The organism is Microbacterium sp. MPKO10, from assembly GCF_026107415.2.
GTDB lineage: Bacteria > Actinomycetota > Actinomycetes > Actinomycetales > Microbacteriaceae > Paramicrobacterium.
On record NZ_JAPCHX010000001.1, the window covers coordinates 527,346 to 552,840 of the forward strand.

22 protein-coding genes are annotated in these 25,495 nt (G+C 63.8%); 7 read left to right on the forward strand and 15 right to left on the reverse strand.

Annotated elements, in window-relative coordinates; translation table 11 throughout:
• Window positions 1-3: 3 nt before the first annotated feature.
• The 4 genes from OK352_RS02520 to OK352_RS02535 all read right to left on the reverse strand — a co-directional run bounded on the left by OK352_RS02520 (window position 4) and on the right by OK352_RS02535 (window position 6,192).
• Complete coding sequence (locus OK352_RS02520; protein ID WP_265139815.1) at window positions 4-855, reverse strand: amidohydrolase family protein; 852 nt, start codon at window positions 853-855, stop codon at window positions 4-6.
• Between the two features lie 34 nt (window positions 856-889).
• On the reverse strand, window positions 890-2,212 hold the full coding sequence (locus tag OK352_RS02525) for an L-fuconate dehydratase (protein ID WP_265139816.1): 1,323 nt from the start codon (window positions 2,210-2,212) through the stop codon (window positions 890-892).
• Entirely contained in the window at window positions 2,209-3,195 is a 987-nt protein-coding gene (locus OK352_RS02530; protein WP_265139817.1) for an aldo/keto reductase, read from the reverse strand. The genes OK352_RS02525 and OK352_RS02530 overlap by 4 nt, the downstream gene beginning before the upstream one ends.
• Before the next feature lie 960 nt (window positions 3,196-4,155).
• Window positions 4,156-6,192 (reverse strand): aldo/keto reductase, encoded by a 2,037-nt coding sequence (locus tag OK352_RS02535; protein ID WP_306387762.1) that lies wholly within the window; start codon window positions 6,190-6,192, stop codon window positions 4,156-4,158.
• A gap of 74 nt (window positions 6,193-6,266) precedes the next feature.
• Between OK352_RS02535 and OK352_RS02540 the strand changes: the two genes are divergently transcribed.
• A complete protein-coding gene (locus tag OK352_RS02540; protein ID WP_265139818.1) occupies window positions 6,267-7,259 on the forward strand; it encodes a LacI family DNA-binding transcriptional regulator in 993 nt (330 codons plus the stop codon).
• A gap of 116 nt (window positions 7,260-7,375) precedes the next feature.
• Here the strand turns inward: OK352_RS02540 and OK352_RS02545 are convergent, their stop codons facing one another.
• The 3 genes from OK352_RS02545 to OK352_RS02555 form a co-directional block, all read right to left on the reverse strand.
• Window positions 7,376-7,678, reverse strand: a complete 303-nt coding sequence (locus OK352_RS02545; protein ID WP_265139819.1) for a DUF4190 domain-containing protein — start codon at window positions 7,676-7,678, stop codon at window positions 7,376-7,378.
• Between the two features lie 137 nt (window positions 7,679-7,815).
• On the reverse strand, window positions 7,816-8,118 hold the full coding sequence (locus OK352_RS02550) for a DUF4190 domain-containing protein (protein ID WP_265139820.1): 303 nt from the start codon (window positions 8,116-8,118) through the stop codon (window positions 7,816-7,818).
• Between the two features lie 117 nt (window positions 8,119-8,235).
• Entirely contained in the window at window positions 8,236-9,621 is a 1,386-nt protein-coding gene (locus OK352_RS02555) for a glycine--tRNA ligase (RefSeq protein ID WP_265139821.1), read from the reverse strand.
• A 111-nt stretch (window positions 9,622-9,732) separates the two neighbouring features.
• On the opposite strand from OK352_RS02555, the gene OK352_RS02560 reads away from it, so the two are divergent.
• Window positions 9,733-10,161: an NUDIX hydrolase gene (locus tag OK352_RS02560; RefSeq protein WP_265139822.1), complete on the forward strand. Its 429-nt coding sequence runs from the start codon at window positions 9,733-9,735 to the stop codon at window positions 10,159-10,161.
• 9 nt (window positions 10,162-10,170) lie between these two features.
• Here the strand turns inward: OK352_RS02560 and OK352_RS02565 are convergent, their stop codons facing one another.
• Entirely contained in the window at window positions 10,171-10,785 is a 615-nt protein-coding gene (locus OK352_RS02565) for a TetR/AcrR family transcriptional regulator (protein WP_265139823.1), read from the reverse strand.
• 37 nt (window positions 10,786-10,822) lie between these two features.
• Between OK352_RS02565 and OK352_RS02570 the strand changes: the two genes are divergently transcribed.
• Window positions 10,823-11,185, forward strand: a complete 363-nt coding sequence (locus tag OK352_RS02570) for a hypothetical protein (RefSeq protein WP_265139824.1) — start codon at window positions 10,823-10,825, stop codon at window positions 11,183-11,185.
• Window positions 11,182-11,316, forward strand: a complete 135-nt coding sequence (locus OK352_RS02575) for a hypothetical protein (RefSeq protein ID WP_265139826.1) — start codon at window positions 11,182-11,184, stop codon at window positions 11,314-11,316. Before OK352_RS02570 ends, OK352_RS02575 begins: the two co-directional genes overlap by 4 nt.
• An 80-nt stretch (window positions 11,317-11,396) precedes the next feature.
• On the opposite strand, the gene OK352_RS02580 is transcribed toward OK352_RS02575, so the two are convergent.
• From OK352_RS02580 to OK352_RS02610, 7 genes are all read right to left on the reverse strand, one after another.
• Window positions 11,397-13,616 (reverse strand): NADP-dependent isocitrate dehydrogenase, encoded by a 2,220-nt coding sequence (locus OK352_RS02580; RefSeq protein ID WP_265139827.1) that lies wholly within the window; start codon window positions 13,614-13,616, stop codon window positions 11,397-11,399.
• 101 nt (window positions 13,617-13,717) lie between these two features.
• Window positions 13,718-14,716 (reverse strand): hydroxyacid dehydrogenase, encoded by a 999-nt coding sequence (locus tag OK352_RS02585; RefSeq protein ID WP_265139828.1) that lies wholly within the window; start codon window positions 14,714-14,716, stop codon window positions 13,718-13,720.
• Window positions 14,713-15,390, reverse strand: coding sequence for a DUF624 domain-containing protein (locus OK352_RS02590; RefSeq protein WP_265139829.1), 678 nt, complete (start codon window positions 15,388-15,390; stop codon window positions 14,713-14,715). Before OK352_RS02590 ends, OK352_RS02585 begins: the two co-directional genes overlap by 4 nt.
• Window positions 15,391-15,393: 3 nt before the next feature.
• A complete protein-coding gene (locus tag OK352_RS02595; RefSeq protein ID WP_265139830.1) occupies window positions 15,394-16,299 on the reverse strand; it encodes a carbohydrate ABC transporter permease in 906 nt (301 codons plus the stop codon).
• 4 nt (window positions 16,300-16,303) lie between these two features.
• Entirely contained in the window at window positions 16,304-17,236 is a 933-nt protein-coding gene (locus OK352_RS02600) for a carbohydrate ABC transporter permease (RefSeq protein ID WP_265139831.1), read from the reverse strand.
• 86 nt (window positions 17,237-17,322) lie between these two features.
• Window positions 17,323-18,609, reverse strand: coding sequence for an ABC transporter substrate-binding protein (locus OK352_RS02605; RefSeq protein WP_265139832.1), 1,287 nt, complete (start codon window positions 18,607-18,609; stop codon window positions 17,323-17,325).
• A gap of 40 nt (window positions 18,610-18,649) precedes the next feature.
• Window positions 18,650-20,584 (reverse strand): DUF2264 domain-containing protein, encoded by a 1,935-nt coding sequence (locus tag OK352_RS02610; RefSeq protein WP_265139833.1) that lies wholly within the window; start codon window positions 20,582-20,584, stop codon window positions 18,650-18,652.
• A 140-nt stretch (window positions 20,585-20,724) separates the two neighbouring features.
• Here OK352_RS02610 and OK352_RS02615 point away from each other — a divergent pair, with 140 nt between their 5' ends.
• From OK352_RS02615 to OK352_RS02625, 3 genes are read left to right on the forward strand one after another with little or no spacing between them, the layout of a single operon-like run.
• Entirely contained in the window at window positions 20,725-22,635 is a 1,911-nt protein-coding gene (locus OK352_RS02615) for a heparinase II/III-family protein (RefSeq protein WP_265139834.1), read from the forward strand.
• Window positions 22,632-23,720 (forward strand): substrate-binding domain-containing protein, encoded by a 1,089-nt coding sequence (locus OK352_RS02620; RefSeq protein WP_265139835.1) that lies wholly within the window; start codon window positions 22,632-22,634, stop codon window positions 23,718-23,720. Before OK352_RS02615 ends, OK352_RS02620 begins: the two co-directional genes overlap by 4 nt.
• The gene (locus OK352_RS02625; protein WP_306387763.1) at window positions 23,717-25,369 is read left to right on the forward strand and encodes an acyltransferase; all 1,653 of its coding nucleotides are present in this window, start codon (window positions 23,717-23,719) and stop codon (window positions 25,367-25,369) included. The genes OK352_RS02620 and OK352_RS02625 overlap by 4 nt, the downstream gene beginning before the upstream one ends.
• The last annotated feature ends 126 nt before the right edge of the window (window positions 25,370-25,495 follow it).

The window sequence follows — 25,495 nt, forward strand, 5'->3', positions numbered from 1 at the left end:
CATCTAGGGACCCGGGAGCCGATAGACAGCGCGCGCCGTTCGAGCGAAGTAGTTCTCACGCTCGAATTGCGACCAGTCCGCGGTCGCGGCCTGCAGCGCCGCGAACACTCGCTCGTAGCCTCCGGCCATGGTCGACATCGGCCAGTCACCTCCGTACATCAGCCGCTCCGCCCCGAAGAGGTCGCAGGCGACCCTCGCTGCGCTGCCGACCTGCGGCGTCGTCCAACTGTCCGCCTTGCCCGACGCGGCGTAGAGACCAGAGACCTTCGCGAAGACGTTGGGGCGTTCGGCGACGAGGGCGAGCAGCCGTCGCCATTCGGCGCGCTCGGCCTCAGCACCGTCGATCGTCGGCTTTCCCAGGTGGTCGAGCACGATAGGCAAGTCCGGATGCCGATCGGCCGCGATCATCAGTCGTGTCAAGGCGGCCGGATCGCCGGTGACGAAATCAAAAGGCAGCCGCTCGCGTTCGAGAACGGTCAGCCCCTCATCGACGGGCGAGCTGAGGACCCAATCCGGATCGCTCCGATCGTGGATGAGGTTGCGCACGCCCACGATCTTCTCGGAGCCGAATCTGTCCAGAAGCTCCGTCGCTCGAGGGGCGTCGTCTAACGGCACCCAGCCCACGACGCCGACAACGCGCTCTTCACGAGAGGCGACATCAAGCATGTTCTCGGTGTCGCCGCGTTCGTCAGCCGACTGAACGAGGATCACGCCGTCAACACCGGCTCGATCCAGCTCGGGAACGACCTCGTCGAACGTGATGTCGCGGTCGACGTCGGCGACGTGCGGTCCCAGCCAGTCGTAACGCGCCCGCGAGCGATCCCATACGTGGAGGTGACTGTCAATGATGTCCATAAGCGGCCGTATCTCGTGCGTCCGGTTCAGGGGTTCAGCCGGCGTCAGCCATCGCGAGACGCGCCGCCCAGTACGTTCCGTTGGGGAACGCGTAGGTGGACACCGAGTCCTCGTATATCTCTGCGCTGTAACCGGGCTGAGTCGGAAGCAGGTAGTTTCCGTCTACGACGATACAAGGATCGACGAAATGCTCATGAAGATGGTCGACGTATTCTGTGACGCGATTCTCTAAGGTGCCTGATACAGCGACGTAGTCGAATATCGACAGGTGCTGAACCAGCTCGCACAGGCCCACGCCACCCGCGTGCGGACACACGGGAACACCGAACTTCTTTGCCATCAGGTAGACGGCGATGACCTCGTTCACACTCGCAAGCCGCGCGGCATCCAGTTGGCAGTAATCAAGTGCCTTCGCTTGGAACATTTGCTTGAAGAGCACTCGGTTCATTCCGTGCTCGCCAGTCGCGACTCCGACCGGCGCGACAGCGGCCCGAATTGCTGCGTGCCCGAGCACATCATCGGGGTTCGTCGGCTCCTCGATCCAGAGCGGCTTGAATCTCGACAGCTCTGACACCCAGTCGATTGCCTCCGGTACGTCCCAAACTTGGTTGGCATCGAGCATCAACTCGCTCTCCCAACCGATGACGTCGCGGGCAATGCCCAACCGTCGAACGTCCTCGTGAAGGTCGCCTCCCACTTTGAGCTTGAAGTGACGGTATCCGTCATCCATCGCCTGCTGGAGAAGCCGTGTGAGCTTTTGGTCGTCGTACCCTAACCAGCCTGCGCTCGTTGTGTAGCAAGGATAGCCACCCCGGGCATCGAGAGTCTCTATCCGCTCGCTGCGCGTCGGCGCCATCTGAACCAGCATCTCGATGGCTTCGTCTCGTGTGAGTGCGTCTGACAGATAACGCAGATCAGCTGCGTCTACGAGTTCCTCGGGACTCATTTCGGCGAGGAGCCGCCACAAAGGTTTCCCTGCGCGCCGCGCCGCGAGATCCCACACGGCGTTCATGACCGCCGCCATCGCCAAGTGCACGACGCCCTTCTCAGGCCCGAGCCAGCGAAGCTGCGAGTCAGACGCAAGTTCACGATAGACCTCTCCAAGCGAAGCCGTCATAGATTCCACGGATCGGCCGATCAATGGCTGCGCTCGCTGCCGCGCCGCCTCGACACACAGATCGTTGCCACGGCCGATCGTGAACGTAAATCCGCACCCCGTCAATCGCGGATCATCGGTTTCGAGCACCACATACGCAGCGGAGTAGTCCCCATCCTTATTCATCGCGTCCGACCCGTCCAGACTGAGGGACGTCGGAAATCGCACGTCGTGGACGCGTACACCGGTGATAATCGTCATCGAAGAGAGCCAATCGGATCCGGGGCCAGACCCGATTCATCGAGCTCGGCCCAGAGCCCGTCGGGAATGTCTGCGTTGTAGCGCGCAACACCGCTGTCAACGTGTGCAGCACTTCGCGTACCGAGAACAGCGGAGGATACCGCCGGATGGCGAAGCGGATACTGCACAGCCGCCTCCGCCAATGACACCCCGTGCGCCCGACAGATCGCCTCAATGCGCCGAGCACGAGTGACCACACCCTGCGGCGCTGGCGCGTAATCAAATCGACGTTCAGTTCCAACGTGCGACGCGCTCAGCAGCCCAGAATTGTAGACTCCGGCAGTGACGACGCCGACGCCTCGCCCCAACGCCGTTGGCAGAAGTCGTTCAAGGCCTGACTGATCGAGAAGGGTAAGCCTGCCAGCCACCATCACAACGTCAACGTCTGCGTAGTCGATGAAGTCGCTCAGCATCTCCGCCTGATTCATCCCAACGCCGACAGCTCCAATCACGTTCTGCTCACGCAATTCGATCAGCGCGTTCACCCCGGCGGTCGAAGCCTGCTCCCAAAATTCATCCGGATCGTGCAGATACACAATGTCTAGTCGATCGAGACCAAGCCGGATAAGGCTTTCATCGATCGACCGAAGGATGCCGTCTCGAGAGAAGTCCCACAAGCGCTTGCGTGAGGCGGGCACGTCAAAACCCTCCGTGTCGCGCAGGTGCGCCGTCTCTGGACTGTCAATGAGCAGACGGCCGACCTTCGTTGAAATGACGAATGAATCGCGATCATAGTGCTGCAAGGCGGCACCGAGTCGCCGCTCAGAGAGACCAAGCCCATAATGCGGAGCCGTGTCGAAATAGCGCAGTCCCACGTCCCATGCACGTACGACAGCGTCCCGGGATTCCTCGTCTGTCGTCTCGCGGTGCAGATTCCCCAATTGTGAAGCACCGAAGCCCAACTCCGTCAATGCCGTGATATTTCTCAATGCGCGCTTATTCATCTGATCATTACTCTATCAGGTTGGGAGATATCGCGTCCGAATACATTACCGAGGCAGATAGGTCTGATCTTCAATCAAATAACGTCTCCCCGGTCCCACATATTGCGGACGCTGAGTGCAAGCGCCACGTCGAACGGCGAGAATCAAGATCTGTCTGTGTGATCTCGAGGCACGATCGAGATCGGTCCGGTTCGCGACGCGCATCCGTGGATACTTCACCCGAATTCAGCTACATGCGTGTTTCGCGATTTCCCGCTCGGTGAAGGATGATGACGCCACAGCTGGAACCCAACGAAAACTCCGGCCCGGCCGCACATGAAGACACCGCGATATTGCGTGCGACTACAACACTCTTCGCGGGGAATCGGGTCCGGCGACGTCTGGTGCTGGCTGTCATCCACCAGACAGGTGCCGAAGTTCGCGCTCGCTGGTCGACTTGCTGAAGCCAGCGTCAACAAGGTGTGAAGATCGCCGCGCGCACCCGTAAGAAGACATCATCTCGGCCCAGACCATGCCCGGCACGGGCGCGTCAACGGCGCCGAACGTTAATGCCGAAAGCAATGTCTGGCCGGCGGATAGGGGTGATCATCCCTATCCGTCGGCGTCCGCCCATGTGCATCGCCGCTTAGTCTGGCGCCACCAGCATGAACGCATACCCCGTTGTGGATCGCGCCCAGCGATCGCCGATGCGCTGGCCATCCCACCGGTAGCCTCCAAGTGCAACGCGACACGGCAACCGCGCTCTGCCAGCCATCGGGATCATGCCCCCAGCGACGTCACAACGAACACCATGAGCCTTCAGAAGATGCCAGTCACGGATTCGCTCATCACCCACGACATCGTGCGATTCGTTAGAGCGGGAATGGCGAAAACTCCATCCTCAATGGCGAGTTCAGGGACTTTCGGAGCGCCGTCAACCTTAGGAGCAGAGTGACGTGATGCGCGTCGCGAGAAGTACCGTCACCCCATTCTGTCTGAGCGCAGATCAAGCCAGCGCACCTGTTCTTCGGTCAGCGAGATATCGAGCCCGGCCATCGAGGTCCGAGTCTCGTCGATCGAGCGCGGACCGATAAGCGGGAACGTCGGGAACGTTTGCGCGAGCACGTAGGCGAGCGCAACGGCAGTGGGCGCTACACCGAGCTCGGAACTGAGCGAGCGTGCACGGGCGAGACGCTCAAAATTGGCGTCGTCGTAGTAGCAGCGCACCAGCTCGGCATCCGATCTGTCATTTTGGTCAGCGCGAGCAAAGAATCCGCGAGCCTGTGACGACCAGGGGAGCAGCGGGGTTCCCGTTCGCTCCAGCCATTCACGATCGCTCGGCTCTGTGACATGCTCGCAACCAGCCCACGGCACATCAAGCGCATGAGCGAGCCCGAAGTGATCGCTCAGCACGGCAAAGCCTTGCTTGTCGTTCGCCTGCGCGTAAGCTTTTGCCTCATCAAACCGGGCGATGCTCCAGTTTGAGCCACCAAACGCACGGATGCGTCCGGCACGCACCTGTTCGTCCAGCACGTCCACGAACTCGCCGACCGGGATATCGAGGTTGTCGCGGTGCATGAGATACAAGTCGACGTGGTCAGTCTGCAGACGCTCAAGGGATTCTTCGAGCTGTCGCACGATCGATTCCGGGTCGCAGTACGGTGTGTGCGCCCCCTTCCCGACGATCACGACGTCGTCGCGGATACCACGTTGTGCCACCCACTGACCGAGTAGGCGCTCCATGAGGCCACCGCCGTATATGTACGCCGTGTCAAAGGCATTGCCGCCTCGTTCGACAAAGTCGTCGAACATCGCCGATGCATGCGCGAGGGTCAACTGGTTGTCGCAGCCGAGCACCAGCCGTGAGACCGGCTTGTCGATGCCTGCAATGGTGCCGTGTGGCATGGTCGCGTCGTCGCGACGAGCCAGTGGTCGGCCGTTCGCGGTAGGAATGTTCGCCGTGGCCGCTTCAAACGGGTACTCGAGCCCAATCGCTGCGCGCCATCGATCGAGCGTGCGTGCGTTGCCTTGACTGTCTGCCCAGCTCATGCGCGGACTCTGACCTGCCTCTGCGAATTCCGCGAGAGCGTCGGCCTGAAGCGCATAAGAGTACGCCGGTTCGAACTCGATGTGTTGCGCTGGTTCACCCGGCCGTTCAACGTCGATGAACGACGGATTCTCAACGCTCGGCAACCAGGGCGAGCGCACAGTAATACGCCCCCGTGCGCCATAGACAATGAGACTGCTCGGTTCGGCCAGGCCGATGCCACAGGTGACGTGAGCGGTGATTCCCGATGCGAATTCCAGTGAAGCACTTGCCCATTCGTCGACACCCGTGGGCCCGACTGTACCCTTCGCCGTGATCGATGTGGGGTCCGCGAACGGGGCATCGGTGGCGGCTCCCGCAACAAGCCTGGCGGCCGAGACCGGGTAGCCGCCCACATCCAGGATGCCGCCGCCCGCGAGGTTCGCGCTCTTGAGGCGGCTGTCGTCGAGAAGATCCGCCGCAAATGAGAACGCAGAGTCAATGTGCTGCACATCGCCGATCTCACCGTCGGCAATCAGCTGAATCAGCCGATCGATCTGCGGATGGAAACGATACATGAAGCCTTCGGCGAGATAAACACCCGCGCGGCGCGCTGCCTCCATAAGCGACATGACGCCGGCGTGATTGACGGCGAGCGGCTTCTCGCAGATAACGTGCTTGCCTGCTTCGACGGCCTCAATTGCAAGGCGGACGTGTTCTGTGTGCACTGTTGCGATGTACACGGCGTCCACCGCGGGGTCTGCGTAGAGCTCCGCGTACGAGCCATATGCATTGATGGTCGCGTCTCTGGACTCGAATTCGGCGGCGAATTCCTCTGCTCGGCCGAGCGCCCGACTGGCAACGGCGGTGAGCGTGCCCGTCTTGCTGTGCATCAGCTGCTCAGCAAAGCGATGTGCGATGTTTCCTGGGCCGACGATTCCCCAACGTACGTGATCCATGGTCTCCGCCTTCTGATTTCCGTGAACGTTCACGGAGTGAGTGTAGCAGTGTGAAGGAATGAGTACCATACAGTCAGAGGTGAACGCCCTTTGGCGAGAAAAGAGACATGGTGCGCTCGACGAAATCGGTGACGATCAACGACGTCGCGCGTGAAGCAGGCGTCTCCCGACAGACCGTTACTCGGGCACTCAACAACATGCCCGAGGTGAGTGCTGCCACTCGAGAGCGCGTCATCGCTGCAGCCAGCGCCCTCAATTATCGCCCCAATCGAGCGGCACAGGGCCTTGTGCGAGGTCGGGAGACAACCGTCGGGCTCGTTGTCAGCGATCTGCGAAATCCGTATTACCCTGAGCTCGCCTCCCAGCTCACGCGCAAAGCCGGATTGCGAGGGTGGAGCGTTGTGCTGTGCGACCTCGGCGACGACCCAGACGATGCCCATCATCGCCTTGAGGCCGTTTCCCAACGCGTCGACGCGATGGTGGGTCATCTGTTGGCGGCAACCGAGTGGCGGGGAACTCTCGTCAACACTCCGACTGTCGTCCTCGATGGACCCTCCGATTCCGAGAAGTATGCAGTGATCGCAATCGATTATGAACCGGGAATTCGCGCTGCCATCGATCATCTGATGGCAGGTGGACATTCGCACATCGCCATGGTGGATGCCGGCCGCACGCCATCGATTCGACGGCAGATCTACCGGCGCGTACTCCGGGAAAATGGGCTCCATTGGTCCCCCGATTCCGAGCTTGTCGCGCCCGACACGCACGATGGGGGAGTGCGCGCTGCTGCCCGTCTGCGGGAGCAAGACCCCGAGGCTGATGCCGTGCTTGCATTCAATGACGTTTTAGCCGTTGGGATGCTGAAAGGTTTCGCGCATGCGAAGGTCAACGTCCCGCACGACTTTGCCGTCGTCGGCATCGATGGTCTCGATATCGGCACTCTCGTGACGCCTGAACTCACGAGCGTCGCCATCGACAAGGCGAAGCTCGCTGACACGGCAATCGAGCTTGTCGAGGCGCTTCTCGACGGGGCTGCACCTCCAGACGAGCGACTGCATCGCACAGTGACGCACACGCTGGTGGTGCGCGAATCCGCGTGAACAGGCTTGCAGAACAGGCCGCGCCCAAACCCATATACATGTTCTGATCTACATGCCGCCGCTTAACGACGTCGGGCCCCGCCGAAGCGGGGCCCGACGCGTCTTCGCGCTGAAACTCAGTACGTGTACGTATCGAGGTCGCTCACCGCAGCGCCAACGACGACCACGACCACGATGATGTAAATAATCGTGATCACGAGTGACGCGAGCCCGATGATCACGCCAGCGATCGCGAGACCGCGGCCCTTTTCGCCGGTCTTCTTGATCTGCGACAGCGCGACGAAGCTGAGGATCGCGCCAACGATGCTCACGAAGAACGACAGGATGAACCCGACGATCGCCATGACGTTGAATTTGTCCTGCGGCGCCGGTGCTCCCTGGTAAGGGTTCGGGGCAGGAGGCGGAGGTGTCTGTGACATGAATCTGTTCCTTTCTGACGAAACACGGTTCAGGCTGCCGCCTGTGCCACGCCTCGGTTTCCTATGGTTGAGGTTGCTACATCTACAGTGCGTTCGTCAAGAGCAGCACGGAGTCGCCGCTGACGCACGCGGGCCGTTTACATCATGGAGAACGTCACGACGAGTGACAGAGCGTAGAGAATGCCGCCGATCACGAACCCGGCAAGTCCAACGACGATTCCCGCGATCGCGAGGCCACGCCCTGCCTCTCCCGTGGTCTTGATCTTGTTAAGAGCGATGAATCCCAGGATGCCGCCGGCGAGAGCGACCAGGCAGAGAATTCCAATCAGAAATGACGCGAGAAATCCGCCTCCGGCCAGGCAGATCGACGTCACTGCCATCGAGTTGGTTCGCTTCGGCGCCGCGCCCGAATACGGCTGCGGTGCTGATGGTGTCGACATGATTCCCCCAGAGAGTTACCGATCACGCGGCAGAACGCGCTGACGTCCGCCACACATCAACTATAGAGAAAGCTGTGAACGGGCGCCATGGAGAGCACTCCCCATGTCGAACTGTGACTAGGCTCCCTTGAGCCTCTCAGCGAGGTAGCCGGAGAGCCGGTCGAGCGATACGCGCTCCTGGGCCATGGAGTCACGGTCTCGCACGGTCACAGCCCGGTCGTCGAGAGAGTCGAAGTCGACGGTGATGCAGTACGGCGTGCCGATCTCGTCCTGACGCCGATAACGACGCCCGATCGCGCCGGCATCGTCGAAGTCGACGTTCCACTGCTGGCGCAGCGACTCGCCCACCTCGCGGGCCAGTGGCGAGAGCTTCTCGTTGCGGCTAAGCGGAAGCACCGCGGCCTTCACCGGCGCGAGTCGCGGATCGAGCTTCAGGACGGTGCGCTTGTCGACGCCACCCTTGGTGTTGGGAGCTTCGTCTTCTGTGTAGGCATCGACGAGGAACGCCATCATCGAGCGCGTCAGACCGAACGACGGCTCGATCACGTACGGAATGAACCGTTCGCCCGACGCCTGGTTGAAGTAGCTGAGCTCGGTGCCGGATGCTTCGGAATGGGACGTGAGGTCGAAGTCTGTGCGGTTGGCGACGCCCATGAGCTCGCCCCACTCGCTGCCCGTGAAGCCGAAGCGGTACTCGAAGTCGATGGTGCCGGCCGAATAGTGCGCACGCTCATCTTCGGGCACGTCGAACTGACGCATGTTGTCCGGGTTCATTCCGAGGTCGATGAACCAGTTCCAGCAGATGTCGACCCACCTCTGGAACCAGGTGTCGGCGTCGTCTGGGGCTGTGAAGAACTCGATCTCCATCTGCTCGAACTCGCGGGTTCGGAAGATGAAGTTGCCCGGGGTGATCTCATTGCGGAAGGCCTTGCCGATCTGACCGATGCCGAACGGCGGCTTCTTGCGCGCCGATGTGAGCACGTTGTTGAAGTTGACGAAGATGCCCTGTGCCGTCTCGGGGCGCAGGTAGTTGAGGCCGGCCGCCGAGTCGACGGGGCCGAGGAAGGTCTTCACGAGGCCGGAGAACATCTGCGGCTCCGTCCAGCGTCCCTTCGTTCCGCAGTCGGGGCACGGGATCTCGCTCATGCCGTCTTTCGGCGCCCGACCCTTCTTCGCCTCGAACGTCTCGATAAGGTGGTCCTCCCGGTGCCGCTTATGGCACTGTTCGCACTCGACGAGAGGATCGGTGAAGGTAGCGACGTGCCCCGAGGCCTCCCACACAGCCTTCGGCAAAATCACCGACGAGTCCAGGCCGACCATGTCTTCACGACCGCGCACGAAGTGCTGCCACCACTGACGCTTGATGTTCTCTTTCAGTTCGACGCCGAGGGGCCCGTAGTCCCAGGCCGATCGGGACCCGCCGTAGATCTCACCCGCTTGAAACACGAACCCGCGATGGCGGGCGAGGGCGATGACGGCGTCGAGTCTGCTGGAAGCGGCCACGATGGCTCCTGAAAGATTTGTCGTGCGAGAATTGCCGGATTGCGCGGCAGATGCCAGTCTATCGATTGCCTCCTGGGTCTTCACATCACACCGCTGGTGCAGACTGGAGAGGTGAGTCTCGACGCAGCATCCCCTCAAACCCTCCCCGACATCATCGTCTCCGCCGTCGCGATCATCCGCGACCGGAGAGTACTCATGGTGACGGCACGTGGCCGCGACGTCGTGTATATGCCCGGTGGCAAGGTGGATGCTGGTGAGACGCTGCTCGAGGCCGCGCAACGCGAGTCACGCGAAGAGGTTTCGGCCGGGCTGCGGCCGGATTCCGTACGCGAGCTTTTCACCGTCGTGACGCAGGCGCACGGCGAGCCCGAGGGGCGGATGGTGCGCATGACGCTGTTCGCCGGGGAGCCGGATGCGGAGCCGCGGCCGGCGGCCGAGGTGAGCGCCCTGCACTGGGTGACGACGGCGGATCTGCATCGCTGCCCGCCGGCGGGCGCCGAGGTGCTGCGTCGCCTCGCAGCATCCGGTCTCATCGACTGAGCGAGCACGTCAGGTCGCCAGGAGGCCCTCCAGGTGCGACTCGAGCACGCGGCGACTCAGCAATGCGTACTCCGGGTCCGACGCCAGAACGCCGTGGAGCAGCAGGCCGTCGACGACCGCATGCAGCCGGGCAATCTCCACGTCAAGATCGAAGTCGGCGCGGAACCGACTGCGCTGATTGCCCGACGTGATGATGCGTGCAACGAGGGCGCGCAGGCCATCATGCAACATGCTGATGGGTCGCGCGAGCTCTGTCGACGTTCGAGCCACCACCGCGAATTCCAGCCACACTGCCGCCTCGATCTCCCGCGCCGAGTCGAGCGGCAGAACCTCGCAGAGCATGTCGACGGCAATCGACCGCCGCTGATCAGCTGACTGCTCTGTCCCGAGACGAGCGAGGTGAGCCTCGAGGCGCTCGGTCGTGCGATCGACGAGTGTCTCGGCAGCGAACATCAGCAGTTCATCGTGGCCAGAGAAGTAATGGCGCACCGACCCCACGGCCAACTCCGACTCCGCCGCAATCGTCGCGAGGGTGGCTGCGCGCAGTCCGCCCCGAGCAATAACGGTCAGAACAGCGTCGGCAATGGCGTCACGTCGTGCTTCAGCATCCACGATTTTGGGCATGGTTCTTTTTTAGCATGATTGTGCTATTTTATTTAGCATGATGTTGTTATTTAAGGATCACAGCGGGATCGAGACGGTGCTGAACATCATGCTCATCCGCTTTGGAATCATCGCGGCGATTGTCGTCGTCGTCGTGATCGTGCTCTTCGCGATCGCCCTGTGGCTCCGCAGACACGGTGCACTGGGAAAGGCGACGCGTCACGCCGCACCGTTGGCGCGCAAAGCCGCTGTCGCCCGTGCGCGCACCACGCGAGGTCGGAGCGATCTGATGTCGTCTGGCCTCTCGCTGCTTGCGACGACACTGGAGCGGAGCGCCGAGTCACGCGACAGCGAGAGCCTCGACGGGGAAACCCACGACAGCGAGACGCGCAATAGTCACCGCGACGGAGACAGCGCATGATCGTTCACGCCGGGATCCTGGAGCATCTGCTCGCCGAAATGCTGATCAAGGCGTCGATCGTCGGCGGTGGCGTAGTCGTCGTCATCATCGCGATGATCATTCTGTGGCGGACGTTGGGCCCAAAACGGTGATCAGCTGACGCACGACACCGCGGCGACCCTCCTGTGGAGAGTCGCCGCGGCGATGATGCACAGACTGTTCGTGCCCGCTGTCAGTCGCGCAGGGTGTCCAGGATGCTGTTGAGCGTTGAAGACGGGCGCATGACCGCGTCGACCTTCGCCACGTCCGGGTGGTAATAGCCGCCGAGATCAACCGAGCTTCCCTGCACCTCGAGCAGTTCCTTCTCGATCTGGTCAGACTGCGCCTCGAACTTCTCGGCGATCGGCTTCAGCGCCTCGGCGAGAGGGGCGTCGTCTGTCTGCTTGGCGAGTTCTTCTGCCCAGTAGCGCGCGAGCCAATAGTGGCTTCCACGGTTGTCGCGCTCCCCTGCCTTGCGCGATGGAGACTTGTTCTCGTTCAAGAACGTCGCTGTCGCAGCATCCAGTGTCTCACCGAGCACCGCGGCACGCCTGTTGTCGGCCACGCGCGCCAGGTGACGGAACGACTCCGCGAGCGCCATGAACTCGCCGAGCGAGTCCCAGCGCAGGTGGTTCTCTTCGACAAGCTGCTGCACGTGCTTCGGAGCGGAGCCACCGGCACCAGTCTCGAACAGGCCGCCGCCCGCAAGGAGCGGCACGACAGAGAGCATCTTGGCGCTCGTACCGAGCTCGATAATCGGGAAGAGGTCGGTGTTGTAGTCACGCAGCACGTTGCCCGTGACCGAGATGGTGTCGAGGCCCTCGCGAATGCGCTCCATCGAGACGCGCGTCGCTTCGATGGGGCTCAGGATGCGGATGTCGAGGCCGTCGGTGTCGTGCTTCGGCAGCTCGTCGTTCACCTTCGCGATGAGCTGCGCGTCGTGGGCGCGCGCCTCATCGAGCCAGAAGATGGCCGGAGTGTCAGACAGGCGGGCCCGTTCGACGGCGAGACGCACCCAGTCGCGCACGGGGATGTCCTTCGTCTGGCAGGCGCGCCAGATGTCGCCCGTCTCGACGTCGTGGTGAATGAGAACGTCGCCCGCCTGGTTCACAACCTCGACAGAGCCGTCGGCAGGAATCAGGAAGGTCTTGTCGTGGCTGCCGTACTCCTCGGCCTTCTGCGCCATGAGGCCGACGTTCGGGACCGAGCCCATCGTCGTCGGGTCGTAGGCGCCGTTCGCCTTGCAGTCGTCGACGGCAGCCTTGTACACGCCGGCGTAGGAGCTGTCGGGAATGACGGCGAGGGTCTCGGCCGGGTTTCCGTCTGCGTCCCACATGATGCCGCCGCCGCGGATCATCGCGGGCATCGACGCGTCGATGATGACGTCGCTCGGCACGTGCAGGTTCGAGATGCCCTTGTCCGAGTCGACCATGGCGATCTGCGGCGCGTTCACGAAGCCCTCGTCGATGGCCGCGCGCACGCCGTCGGCAACATCGGCGGGCAGAGTGTCGAGGCCGGCGAGGATTCCGCCGAGTCCGTTGTCCGGCGTGAGGCCGGCCGCGGTGAGCTGCTCGCCATAGGTCTCGAAGACCTTCGGCAGAACGGCGCGAACGACGTGACCGAAGATGATCGGATCTGAGACCTTCATCATCGTGGCCTTGAGGTGCGCCGAGAACAGCACACCCTCGCGCTTGGCGCGCGCGACCTGGTCGGCGAGGAACGCGTCGAGAGCCTTCGCGCTCATGAACGTGCCGTCGACGATTTCGCCGGCGAGCACGGGCAGCTTCTCTTTCAGAACGGTGACGCCGTCGGCGGTGACGAGGCGGATCTGCAGCACATCGTCGGCGGCGAGCGTGACGGACTTCTCGTTGTGGAAGAAGTCGCCGGAGTCCATGGTCGCGACGTCCGTCTTGCTGTCTGTGCTCCAGGTGCCCATCGAATGCGGATGCTTGCGGGCGTACTCCTTGACCGAGCGCGGCGCGCGGCGGTCCGAGTTCCCCTCGCGGAGCACCGGGTTCACGGCGCTTCCCTTGACGCTGTCATAGCGCGCGCGGACGTCGCGCTCAGCGTCGGTCGACGGCTCGTCCGGGTAGTCGGGAAGAGCGATGCCCTGAGCCTGGAGCTCGGCCACGACGGCCTTGAGCTGCGGCACCGAGGCAGAGATGTTCGGCAGCTTGATGATGTTCGCCTCGGGCTTCTGCGCCAGCGCACCGAGCTCGGCGAGCGCGTCCGGCTCGCGCTGGTCCTCGGGCAGGACGTCCGAGAACGCCGCGATGACGCGCCCGGCAAGGGAGATGTCGCGCGTTTCCACCTCGACGCCTGCCTTGCTGGCGAATGCCTGCACGACGGGCAGGAGCGAATGCGTCGCGAGCATGGGAGCTTCGTCGGTGTGCGTGTAGATGATGGTCGCCATAGATGTACGCTTCCTCAATCTCTGGGATGACAGTTCCGCTGCGGGGTGTGCGCGGGCACCCCTACAAAACTACCCGACCCGCGCGAGCCGTGCGATTCAGCTCACGCAGCGGTGCCGAGCGATCCCGCGTCAACGGGATGCGCGAGCGGCTCACCCGCCGAGATCCGACGCAGCTCCGCGATCTGGGCGTCGATCATTCGATCGACTTCTGTGCCGACAGAACCTGCGATGTGCGGCGTCAGCACGACATTCGGATGCTCATAGAAAGGATGCTCGAACGGCAGCACCCAGGGAGACGTGACGTCGAGCACGGCGTACAGGTCGCCGCGCAGAACGCGGTCGACGAGGGCATCCTGATCGACGACCTCACCTCGCGACGTGTTGATGAGCGTTGAGCCCGCCGGCATCGCGTCGATATGAGCGCGTGAGAGCATCCCCCGTGTCTCCGGCAGCGACGGCGCATGCACCGAGACGACGTTGCAGGTCGCGCACACCTGCTCGAGAGTCGCCGCTGTTGCCCCGAGCTCGCCGACCGCAGCATCCGTCAACGTCGGGTCGTACACGACGACGTCGAGATCGAATGGCCGCAGGTGATCGATGACGCGTCTGCCGATGCGCGAGGCACCGACGATGCCGACACGGCGCCGGAAATTGCCCACGACCCCCAGCTGAGCCTGATCGATGGCCGAACGATCGCGACGATACTGCCGGGCAATCGGCAGCACTCTCTTGTTGGCGATCAGGATCATGGCGAGCGTGTATTCGGCGACCGGGACGGCATTCGCATCGACGGCGGAGGAGACCTTCACCCCGTGTTCCCAGACCTCGGGGGCCAACAGATCCTTGACGGATCCCCCCACGTGCAAGACATAGCGCAGGCGGGGGGCGAGCTCAAGAATCGAGGCGTCGATGCGCGGGGTTCCCCACCCCGTCACGATGACCTCGGCCGAAGCAAGTGCGGCCCGCGCCTCCGAGGACGCGAACTCCTGAATCGTGCCGACAACGTCGGACTCTGTGTCGAGCAGGTGGGCCAGGTGCTGTGCTGAGGCCTCGGCGAGCACCCCGGGGAGCACAGCGTTGACCACGTTCAGCCGGCTCATGCGGTCACGACCGAGGCTGCGGGAACGAGGGCGGGCTGCACTGTGTATCGCGACCCGGCCCAGACGACGTAGAGACACGCAGCCGAAGTCAGTCCGATTCCCCACGCGGGAGCGGCCACGACGATGCCTGCCTGAATCGCGACGACCGCGAGCGAGGCGAGTGTGAGGTACCACCGGCGCACCGCGAGCGTGACCGAGACGAGAAGCACCTGTCGGAGCGACGCTGTTGCTGCTTCGCTCGTCGCGACGAGGGCGACGGTTCCGGTCGCGAGCGCCAGCAGGGCGATGACGATGAGCACAGGCGCAACGGCCATCCCGAACCGGGTGGGAGCCAGCACGAACACGTCGGCGACGGCGACCACAACGGCAGCGGAGACAAGACCGCCGATGATCAGCGACCGCCTCCAGGTTGCCCGCAGAGCACGGAAGAACGGCGTCACCACCTGAGTCTCACCCTCTTTGTGCTGGCGGAAGACGGCGAACGCGGCAGTCAGCGCCGGAGCGCACAGCGGAGCGGTCACTGCGAGCAGCGGCCATGACAGCGACGGATCCGTCGTCATAAGCACGACGAGGAACGGCAGACTGAGCGCCGCGACAAGGGCGTTCACCCCCATCACGAGGAAGGCCGTGCCGAAGAGCGTGGCATAGAAGCTCCGCGGGATTCTTTTCAGCATCCGTCAGCCTTTCATTCCGCTGGTGGCGATGCCCTCGACGAAGTAGCGCTGGCCGAGGAGGAAGATGATAGCGATAGGGACGACGGAGATCACGAGGCCGGCGAAGAGCACACCGTAGTCGACGTTGTACAGGCTCGACACGAAGTTGTTGAGCCCGAGCTGCATCGTCCAGAGGCTCGGATCGCGCAGGTAGATCAGGGGTCCGAGGAAGTCGTTCCACGTGTTGACGAACGTCAAAAGCGCCAGGCTGGCGATCGCGGGGATGGACAGCGGCACCATGATCCTGGCCCAGATTCCATACTCGCTGAGCCCGTCGAGCCGCGCTGCCTCACTGAGTTCTTCGGGAATCGTCTCGTAGTACTGCTTCATAAGAAAGACGCCGAAGGCACCAAACGCCTGCAGAAGCAGAATCGACCAGAGGGTGTTCGCGAGCCCAGCATTCGACAGCATGATGAACTGCGGGATCATGTACGACTGCCACGGCACAGCGATCGTCGCCACGTAAAGAAGGAAAAGCGCGTCGCGCCCGCGAAAGCGGATGCGCGAGAATCCGTAAGCGGCGAACGAACCGGTGGTCACTTGAAGGAACGTCACCCCGACAGACACGACGACCGTGTTGCGGATCCACACGAGAATGTCTGACTTCTGCCAGATCTCGACGTAGTTGTCCCACACGAAGATCTCGGGGATCCAGTGAATCGGCACAGAGAACACCGAGTTCGCGTCCTTCAGCGAGCTCATGACCATCCAGAAGAACGGCAGAAGCAATGCAGCAGCCGCCGCGATCAGCAGAACGTAAAGCAGGGCGCGACCGATCTTCCGCTGCGGAGTCCCGGCCCCGGTCGCCTGCCCACCGGCTGCGCGCTTTCGTGGCGAGGGAGGAGTGATCAGCATCTTTGTTTCGCTCATGGCCTCACACCGCCTTTCGCTTGTTCCAGAGGAATTGGATGATGGTGACGATCAGGCAGAGAAGAAAGAGCACAACGGATGCTGCCGACGAGTACCCAAACTGGTTCTCTTCGAAGCCCTTCGTCCAGATGAACTGCGCGATCACCGTCGTTGCCTGCCCGGGGCCGCCGTCGGTGAGCACGATGATGAGGTCGAGGATCTTCAACGACTCAATCGTGAGCATGACCGTGACGAAGAACATCGTAGGGCGCAGTGCCGGAAGCGTTACGTGGCGGAAGCGCTGCAGGGCGTTTGCCCCGTCGGTGCGGGCTGCCTCATGGAGCTCCCGGGGTACGGTCTGCAGCCCGGCGAGGAAGAGGACCATGTAGTAGCCCATGCGGCGCCAGGTCTCGACGACGACGACGGCCGGCATCGCCCAGTCGGAACTCGTGAGCCATCCGGGCGGATTCTGAAGACCCAGGAAGCCGAGAACCTGATTCACGGGCCCGTACTGCGGGCTGAGCAGCAGGTTCCAGACGAGCGCAATCGCGACGATGGACGTGATGTAGGGGAAGAACGCTGCAGTGCGGAAGAACGCGACACCGCGCAGCTTCGAGTTGAGCAGCAGCGCAAGCCCAAGCGACACAGCGATCGTCAGCGGGATGTGAAGCACGGCGAAGTAGAGAGTGTTGCCGAATGCCGAGTGGAAGCTCGAATCGCCGGCGAGCCGGACAAAGTTGTCGAGCCCGATGAACTGGGAGGATCCGAAGATGTTCCAGTTCGTCAGTGACATGTAGAACACCGTCACCACGGGAATGAGGGTCAGGAGCACGAACCCGACGAAGTTCGGCAGGATGAAGCTCCAGCCGATGAGCGTATAACGCAGTCGGAGTCGAGATACGTGACGCTTGGGCACCTTCGCCTTCGCGTCGGTTGTCTGCTCAGCAGTGATGCTCATGATTGCTCCGTCGATACAGGAATCCGGGCCAGGGGCCTGCGCTCAGCGCTGTGTGGTGAGCGCAGGCCCCGGATGGTCGGAAGTCGTCAGCCGACCTCGTTCGCGACGCGCCCCTCTGCGTCAGCGATAGCGCTGTCGATGTCTTGCGAACCAGAGAGGACCGCGGTGTGGAGGTCATTCAGAATGTTCTGAATGGCCGCGGTATTCTCATCTGCCGGGTTCTCGGGCAGCGTCTCGTGCGTCGACAGGGCGAACTTCGAGAGGTCGTCCTGAGGTGTGCCCTCTACGTTGAAGTACGCCTCGGTGACTGCGTCATTCAGCAGAGCGGGCGTGATGCCGATGCCGGCGAGCGCCTTTGCAGCATCCTCACTCGCTGCATACTCGAGGAACTCCTTGGCCAGCTGCGCCTTCTCGTCACTCACATTGGCGTTGACTCCGAAACCTGTCGGATCGCCGAAAGTGACGGGTGTCGCGTCGGTTCCGGTCGTGGAGTCGTCAAGCTGCGGGACGGGTGCGATGCCCCACTCGAAGTCGTCGGCCTCGCCAGACTCCTGCTGCGACACGAGAGTCGCTGTGAACCACGTGCCCATGGGCATCATGGCGGCGCTCTGCTTACCGAATTCGCCCTGGTAGGTGAGCTTGTTCGCCATCACCGTGTTGTACGGAACCTGGTCGCCGTTCTCCTGCAGGTCGAGAACCCGCTGGTAGTAGTCCTTCAGGTAGCCGTAGTCCCCCGCAAGCAGGTCACTGCCGGTCTGAGCCGCGGCGAATCCCTGAACCGTTGACTGCCAGCTGTGCTGGTAGATGGGCGTGGCCTTCACACCGGCATCCTCGAACCCGGACTTCAGAGCGTCAGCCGCATCGGCATAGTCGTCCCACGTCCACGAGCCATCGGGGTAGTCGACCCCCGCCTCGTCGAAGAGCGCCTTGTTGTAGTAGAGCACCCAGGAATCCTGGCGATACGGGGTCGCATAGGCGGTGCCGTCCACCTTGTACGAGTCTGCCCCGCCGATGCCCTCGGGAAGCGTCACGTCAGAGACGTCGAGAAGCTGCCCGCCTTGCTGGAAGGTGGGGAGGTACTTGACCTCCTTCTGCGTGATGACGTCGGGGCCCTTACCCGCGGCGAGATCCGCTGTGAGTAGCGTGTTGTAGTCGGTCGGGTCGTACTCGACGAGCTTGACGGTCACGCCGTCGTGCTGCGCCTCGAACCCGTCGGCGAGAAGCTGGAACTCCGGTGTCGTGCTGAGACTCCAGCCTGAGACGGTGAGTGTGTTTTCGTCGCCGCCTGACGCCGTGCCGCCGCCACCCGAGCACCCGGTCAGGGCGAGGGCTGCGACCGCAATGCCGACGACGGCTGTGCTGGTGCGCTTCATGTGCTGCTCCTTTGCTGCGAAAAATGTGATCCAGGGCGAATCACGAGGATGCTTCGTCTGTTGACGACGAAGCGGGGACTTGAGGGGTTTCGGGAAGGGTAAGCGAGGTCTGCGTGCCGTCCGGCCACGCGATGCGGGCGTCGGAGCCGGCGATGTCGACGGCACAGCCACGTGGTGCATCGGCTCCGGTCAGGGCGAGTTCGATGGCGCGCCATTCGCCCGCCGCGACGGGGGCTGTCAGGGTCGGAACCGCAATGCGGTCATCCAGGGGACTCGCATCGTCTCTGGTGACGGATGCCGCGGCGGCGTCGAATCCGAGCGGGCGCACGGTACTGGCAAGCGTCGTGCTGCTGAGCGCTGCTCCCGTGGGAACGGGCCATCCGCCCCACCGCAGCGACCACCGCTCCGGCTCGTTGATCCCGTCGACGCGGGCAAACCGTACTTCCCACGGCCCGCGCAGAACCGAGACCGCTCTGATGGTCGCCACGGGTGTCGCATCTCCGCCGAAGCCTGAGCCGTGGTGCTGCTGCTCGGGCGCCACGTCCATCAGGTGCGCACACCAGCGCGAGGCGCCGGCCACCGCCGTGGACTCATCGTCTGTGGCGACGCTGAGCGGCACCAGCGCCGAGCGATGCGTCGCGTGGCCGGCCCCGTCGACGAGCGCAATCGACTGTTCGAGGGGCTCGACCCAGCCGCGTTCATCGAGCAGCGGGCTCGTCGCCGTCGAGTACCCGAGGCGGGCGTACAGGGGCGAGTCGGCGGCGAGTGCGTCGACAGCATCCCGTGTCGTGCCATGGTTCGCCAGACGCACAATGCCATCGGATGCTGTTCCAGACACCGCCCATCCGGGTGCCTGCACCCACCGGACAAAGTCGCCGCGTTCGACGGGAAGAGGTTCGGCGGGCTGCGTCCACACCGGGTGATCATCGGGGAGCATGATGCCGAGCAGGCCCTTGGCCGCCCAGTACGGCGATCCGGGGCCGGAGTATGACTGCGCCAGCTGACGCCATTCTCCGAACCAGCCCATCGAGAGGATGTCGTCGTCGTTCGGAGCGCCACGATCGTCGAAGTGACGCACGATCTTCTCGGCAGCGTGGCGCAGGGCACCGGCAGACACCGACGGCACCTCGGCGATCACGCCAGCCCAGAACGGCGCAGCCGCGGCGAAGCGGTAGATCAGGCTGCGTCCCTGGACGAGCGGCGATCCGTCGGCGCCGACAAGGTGCAGCGCGTCGTGCAGGTAGGCATCGAGGTCGGCGACGGTGCGCGCCGGCAGATCGCCGGCGAGGTCATCCGCCCCGGCCATGCGCGCCCACAGCACCGGATACAGGTGCATCGCCCAGCCCGCGTAGTGATCGAACGCACGCCCCTCACCGTCTGAGTACCAGCCACCCTCTCGCCGATACGCGTCGTATCGCGCCAGGTCGTCGTCAATGTCGCTCTGCGACCAGGGGCCGCCGACCGAGCGCAGAAAGGTCTGCACGACGATGCGAAACCAGAGCCAGTTGTTTGGCGGGTAGCTGTCATCCCCCACGACGGGGGCGAGGTAGGCGATCACCCGCTGCTGAGTGAGTTCGTCGAGGGTGTCCCACAGCCACGGCCGCGTCATATCGAAGACAAGAGCGAGGGATGCTGCCTCGACCTTCGCCTGCGGGTGCTCGTTGAGCCGCACCCACCGGTCCTCCGCCGCCGGGTCGACACCCGTCCGGATGCCCTGTGCGTAGAACGCGATCAGCTCGTCGACGCCCACGCCGCGTGCGCCGGCGATGCGGAAGCCGGCGATCAAGAACGTGCGGGCGAATCCTTCGAGTCCATCCACCGAACGGCCGTAGCCACCTTCGGCTCCCGGAAACGTGATGCGCCCGTTTCCCTCAGAGGCATGGCGCATGGCCGCTGACAGCAGTCGGTCTGCGAAGGCCACCCAGTCGCGGCGGGTCCACTCGCCGACCGTCGATGACGAATCTTCATTGACCACGGATGCTCCTCTGAATCGTGCTCAGGTGGGGACTGAATGGAGATTAGCAATCATTTTCAAAGCAATCAATGCTTTTTCGAACAGCATGTTCGGTTATGATCGTTTTATCCATGATCGGGCAATCGAGAGGAGCGCGCCGAGTGAAGAGGGAGTCCCAGGGGCCGCTGAGAACAACGCTGGCGCGGCAGCTGAATACCACCGCCGACACTCTCATGCCGGTACTCGGTCCGATGATCGCCCCTCCCGAGTCGGCACTCCCGGTCCCTCCCGCGTCGCGTCGGGACGTCTGGGAACGCGTCGAGGCCGACAACCTCATCACCCGCGCACTCGCCGAGCGCGACACACCTTGGCCGCAGCCGCTCGCCCATGACGCCGCCCGCATCCACGGCGATGGCGACCGTTCAACGTGGGAGCAGACGGCGTTCGCTCGTGTGCAGCGCAGCAGCCGATCGGTCGTCGCGGCCGTGGTGACAGGGGAGTCCTGCTGGCTTCCGAGCGTCCTCGATGGAGCGAGCCTTCTCTGCGAGCAGAGCAGCTGGTGCTGGCCCGCCCACGACGACGCATTTTCACGCCGCGGCTGGGTGCTTCCCGACGTGACCTCCCCCGTTGTCGACCTCGGTGCCAGCGAGGTCGCCGCGCACCTCGCCTGGCTTGACCACGTCATCGGGGCCGAGCTCGAGACGGCGTACGCCGGGGTCCGCGCGCGGATCCGCACAGAGGTGCGCTCGCGGGTCCTCGAACCGTTCGCAGACCGGGACGACTGGTGGTGGCTGGGAGCCGAACGCCCGACCATCAACTGGACTCCGTGGATCCTCGGGAATGTGTTGGTCGCCGCGCTGCGCCTGCTTGATGCCCCGGACGATGCCGAGCTGAGGATCCGCATCATCGACCGCGTCCTCCTGGGGCTCGATCGCTACATCGCCGATCTGCCGGCAGATGGTGCCGTTGACGAGGGGTACCACTACTGGTGGGCGGGCGCCGCACGCCTGTTCGAAGCGCTCGAGGCGCTCGCGCACGCAACCCTCGAGCGGATTGATTTCATTGACGGCATCCCCGTGCTTCGTGAGCTCGTCGCGTTTCCCCACCGTATGCAGCTCGGCGACGACTGGGTCGTCTCGGTCGCTGATTCGCGTGCCCGGGCGGCCACGCCACAGCCGTGGAATGCGCTCACACGTGCCGCTCGCCGGCTGAAGGACGGCGATGCCGAAGCCTTTGCCCGCGGGCACGAGTCACACCTGGATGCTGACGAGACGATGAATCTCGGGCGGCTGCTCTCCGCGCTTTCCGACGACCACGACGGCGGCTCGGGCCGGTTCCCGTTTCCTGCCGAAGTCTGGCTGCCGTCTGTCCAGATGCTCATCGCTCGCGAGTCGGCGGGAACACCAGCGGGACTCACGGTTGTGGCCAAGGGCGGCCACAATGACGAGAGTCACAACCACAACGACGTCGGGTCGGTCATCGTCGCCAGCGACGGTGTGCCGACGGTTGTCGACGCGGGGCGTCCCACGTATACGGCGCAGACGTTCAGCGCTGACCGCTATGGCCTGTGGATGATGCGCAGCACCTGGCACAGCATCCCCGTCATCGCCGGGCACGCCCAGAAGGCGGGTGCCGACTATCGAGCATCCGCTGTCTCGGTCGCCGACGGCGAGTTCTCGCTCGATATCGCGGCGACATACGGGCTGCCAGATCGCACGTCGTGGCACCGCACGGTGCGGCTCGACAGGGACGCGCGAGAGGTGCGCGTTCACGATGAGTGGCACGAGCTTCCGGCTCCGGTGGGCGACGGCGCGACAGAGAGCCGGTTTCTGCTTGCGGGCTCGGTGACGCTCGGCGAGGGCCGGGCAGTTGTGGAACCGCTTGAGGGGGCGACGCCGCTTGAGATCCTGTGGAATCCCGCCGCGCCAGCCCGGCTGACGACGAAGCGGCTCGACGACCCGATGCTGTCTTCGGTCTGGGGTGACAGCCTCACGCGCCTCGAGATCGATGTCTCGCGGGTATCTGACGTGACCGTCACGATGCGGCAGTATGGCACAGGAGGAGCACGATGAACGAGTCCATTGCGCAGTTGGCGGCGTCGAGGCGGCAGGCGATTCTTCGCACCCTGTCTGAGCACGGGTCGGTTCGCATTGCCTCTCTGGCAGACGAACTTGGGGTGACGCCCGTCACTCTGCGCCGCGACCTGCAGCAGATGGAGGCTCAGGGCCTGCTGGTGCGGGTGCACGGGGGCGCTGTGGCACCGGAGGGTGGGATTCCGCCGTCGCTTGAGCAGCCGCGGACGACCATTCAGTCGGTGGGAGTTCTCGTTCCGTCGCTGAGTTACTACTGGCCGAGTGTGCTGGCGGGTGTGGAAGAACGGGCGAATGCCCATGGGGCACGCGTGCTGCTGCGTGGTGCGTCGTATGAGCTTCAGGATGAGCGTCCCGTGCTTGAGCGCATGGTCAACCGCGATGGCGTTGACGCTTTCGTCGTCGCCCCGAATACGAATACGCCGCACGCGGGGGATGTTGTTGAGTGGCTGTATGACACGGGGCTGCCGTTCGTTCTGGCCGAGCGCGATGCGGTGATGCCGACCGATGGAATGCCTGCCGAGTCTGTGACGACGGACCATGCGCTGGGTGCGGCGATGGCTGCGCATCATCTGGCCGAGCTCGGGCATCGGCGTGTGGGGCTGATTCGCACCGAGGATTCCCCGACGTCACGCAAGATCGTTGCGGGCTGGGGGCCCGGCTGCGAGAGTGCGGGGGTCGCATCGCACCAGTACCTCGTCGCCGATCACCGCACTCCGTCATTTATCGAATCGGCTGCGGGGGTCCTTGATCGGCTGCGCGACGATGGCGTAACCGGGCTCCTCGTCCATGCTGATCCGGAGGCTCTCGCGTTCGTCGATCTGGTGCTCGCGCGCGGCCTCTCCGTCCCCGGTGATCTGTCAGTCATCGCGTATGACGACGAGACTGCGCACTTGGGCAGCCCTGCGCTCACGGCGATCCGCCCGCCGCGTGCCGAGTTGGGGCGCGCCGCGTTCGATCTTCTTCTCGGTCGTCTCGCCGATCCCGACCGCGCTGCCCACAGGGTCACGCTCAGTCCGTCTATCAACCGGCGCGCGTCAACTGCCGCACCGGGGAGGATGTCATGATCAGCCGTTTCGAACACTCCCCGTGGTCGTTCTGGACGGAGGGTTCCCCTGAAGAACACGATGCGCAGCATGCGTACGTTGCTGAGCTCATGAGAGCCTACCCGGCGTGGCGACTCGGCGACGAGTGTTTTATCTCGGAGCGCGCGTCCGTGCACGCTGACGAGCTCACCCTCGGCGATCGCAGCTATATTGCGGCATCCGCCTATCTCACCGACCGAATCGAGATCGGCGCCGACTGTTCGATCAACCCATTCTGCGTCGTCCGTGGCACGGTTTCGATGGGCAACGCGGTGCGCATCGGCGCGCACACATCGATCCTCGGCTTCAACCACTCGATGGAGCCAGGAACCGAGGTTTTTAGGCAACCGCTCGTGTCCGCCGGAGTGAGCATCGGCCGAGACGTCTGGATCGGTTCGCACGTCGTCATTCTCGACGGCGTCACCGTTGGAGATCACGCCGTGATCGGTGCGGGCGCCGTGGTCACGAAAAACGTCGCTGCCGGCGCTGTTGTCGTCGGCAACCCGGCTCGACAGGTGCGCTGGCGTGTTCCGCCGACCGCCGCGAGCAAGGCCCTGTCGCCGCTTGCCGAGCGGGCAGCATCCTTTGCCGATCGTGCTCGTTCTCAGGTGAACGAGATTCTCGATCGGTCGTGGGACGCCGAGAGACAGCTCTTCGCCGATCGGCCCGGTGTGCCCGCGAGCGTGCGAGCGCAGTGCGACGCGATCGAGCTGTCGATGCTGCTGACCGATGCTTCTCCGCCGCAGCTTTCCGCCGGGACGCAGCGTGACCGTCTGCGCGGCTGGCAAGACCCGCAGACGGGGCTCGTCGCCCCGATCGACGCGCACGGACTCCAGTCGGCACCAGCGTCGTTCGATGACGACGACGTCGCGTACCACATCGAGTGCGTCGGGTATGCGCTCGATCTGCTTGGGTCCTCTTTTCCACACCCGCTGGGTGCCGTGACGAGGGGTTCTGCCGAGATTCTCGCGCGTCAACTGTCCGATCTGCCGTGGGCGCGGAACGCTTGGGGCGCCGGGCATGTCGTCGACGCCATCGGCACAGCAGTGCACTGGACTCGCCGACGCGGCGATGTCATTCCGGCGGGGTTCGTTGAGACGCTCTTTAGCTGGCTCACGACGCACTCCGACCCGCGCACGGGCATGTGGGGCGAGCCGACACCCGCCGAGGGGCTGCTGCAGCCCGTCAACGGGTTCTATCGGGCGACACGCGGAACGTTCGCGCAGTTCGGCATTCCGATTCAGAATCCGGATGCCGTGATCGACACTGTTCTCAGGCACGCGCGCGATAGCCGGTACTTCAGCCCGGAGGCGCAGAACGCGTGCAACGTTCTCGATGTGGCGCATCCGCTGTGGCTCACTCGTGAGACGGGCTACCGATCAGAAGAGGTGCGTGAACTCGCGACCCGCCTTCTGCGCGACGCATTGAGGCGCTGGATGGACGGCTCCGGAATTGGGTTCCACGCTGCAACGAGTACCTCAGCTGACGAATCAGACTCGACTCCCGGCTTGCAGGGGACGGAGATGTGGCTCGCGACGATCTGGTTTCTAGCAGACCTCGTCGACGTTTCCCCGGCTCTCGGATACCGACCCCGCGGCATTCATCGCCCGGAACCCGTCGCGCGGTCCTGAACTGCCGCATCACCGGTGCCTTGTGGGGCTTGGGCTGTGGTCGACTCTGCCGCAGCTGTCGTCGTCGATGTCGTTATGCTGTAGTGCCCATCGTGAGGGACTGCAACCGTACATTGGGCCCGCCGG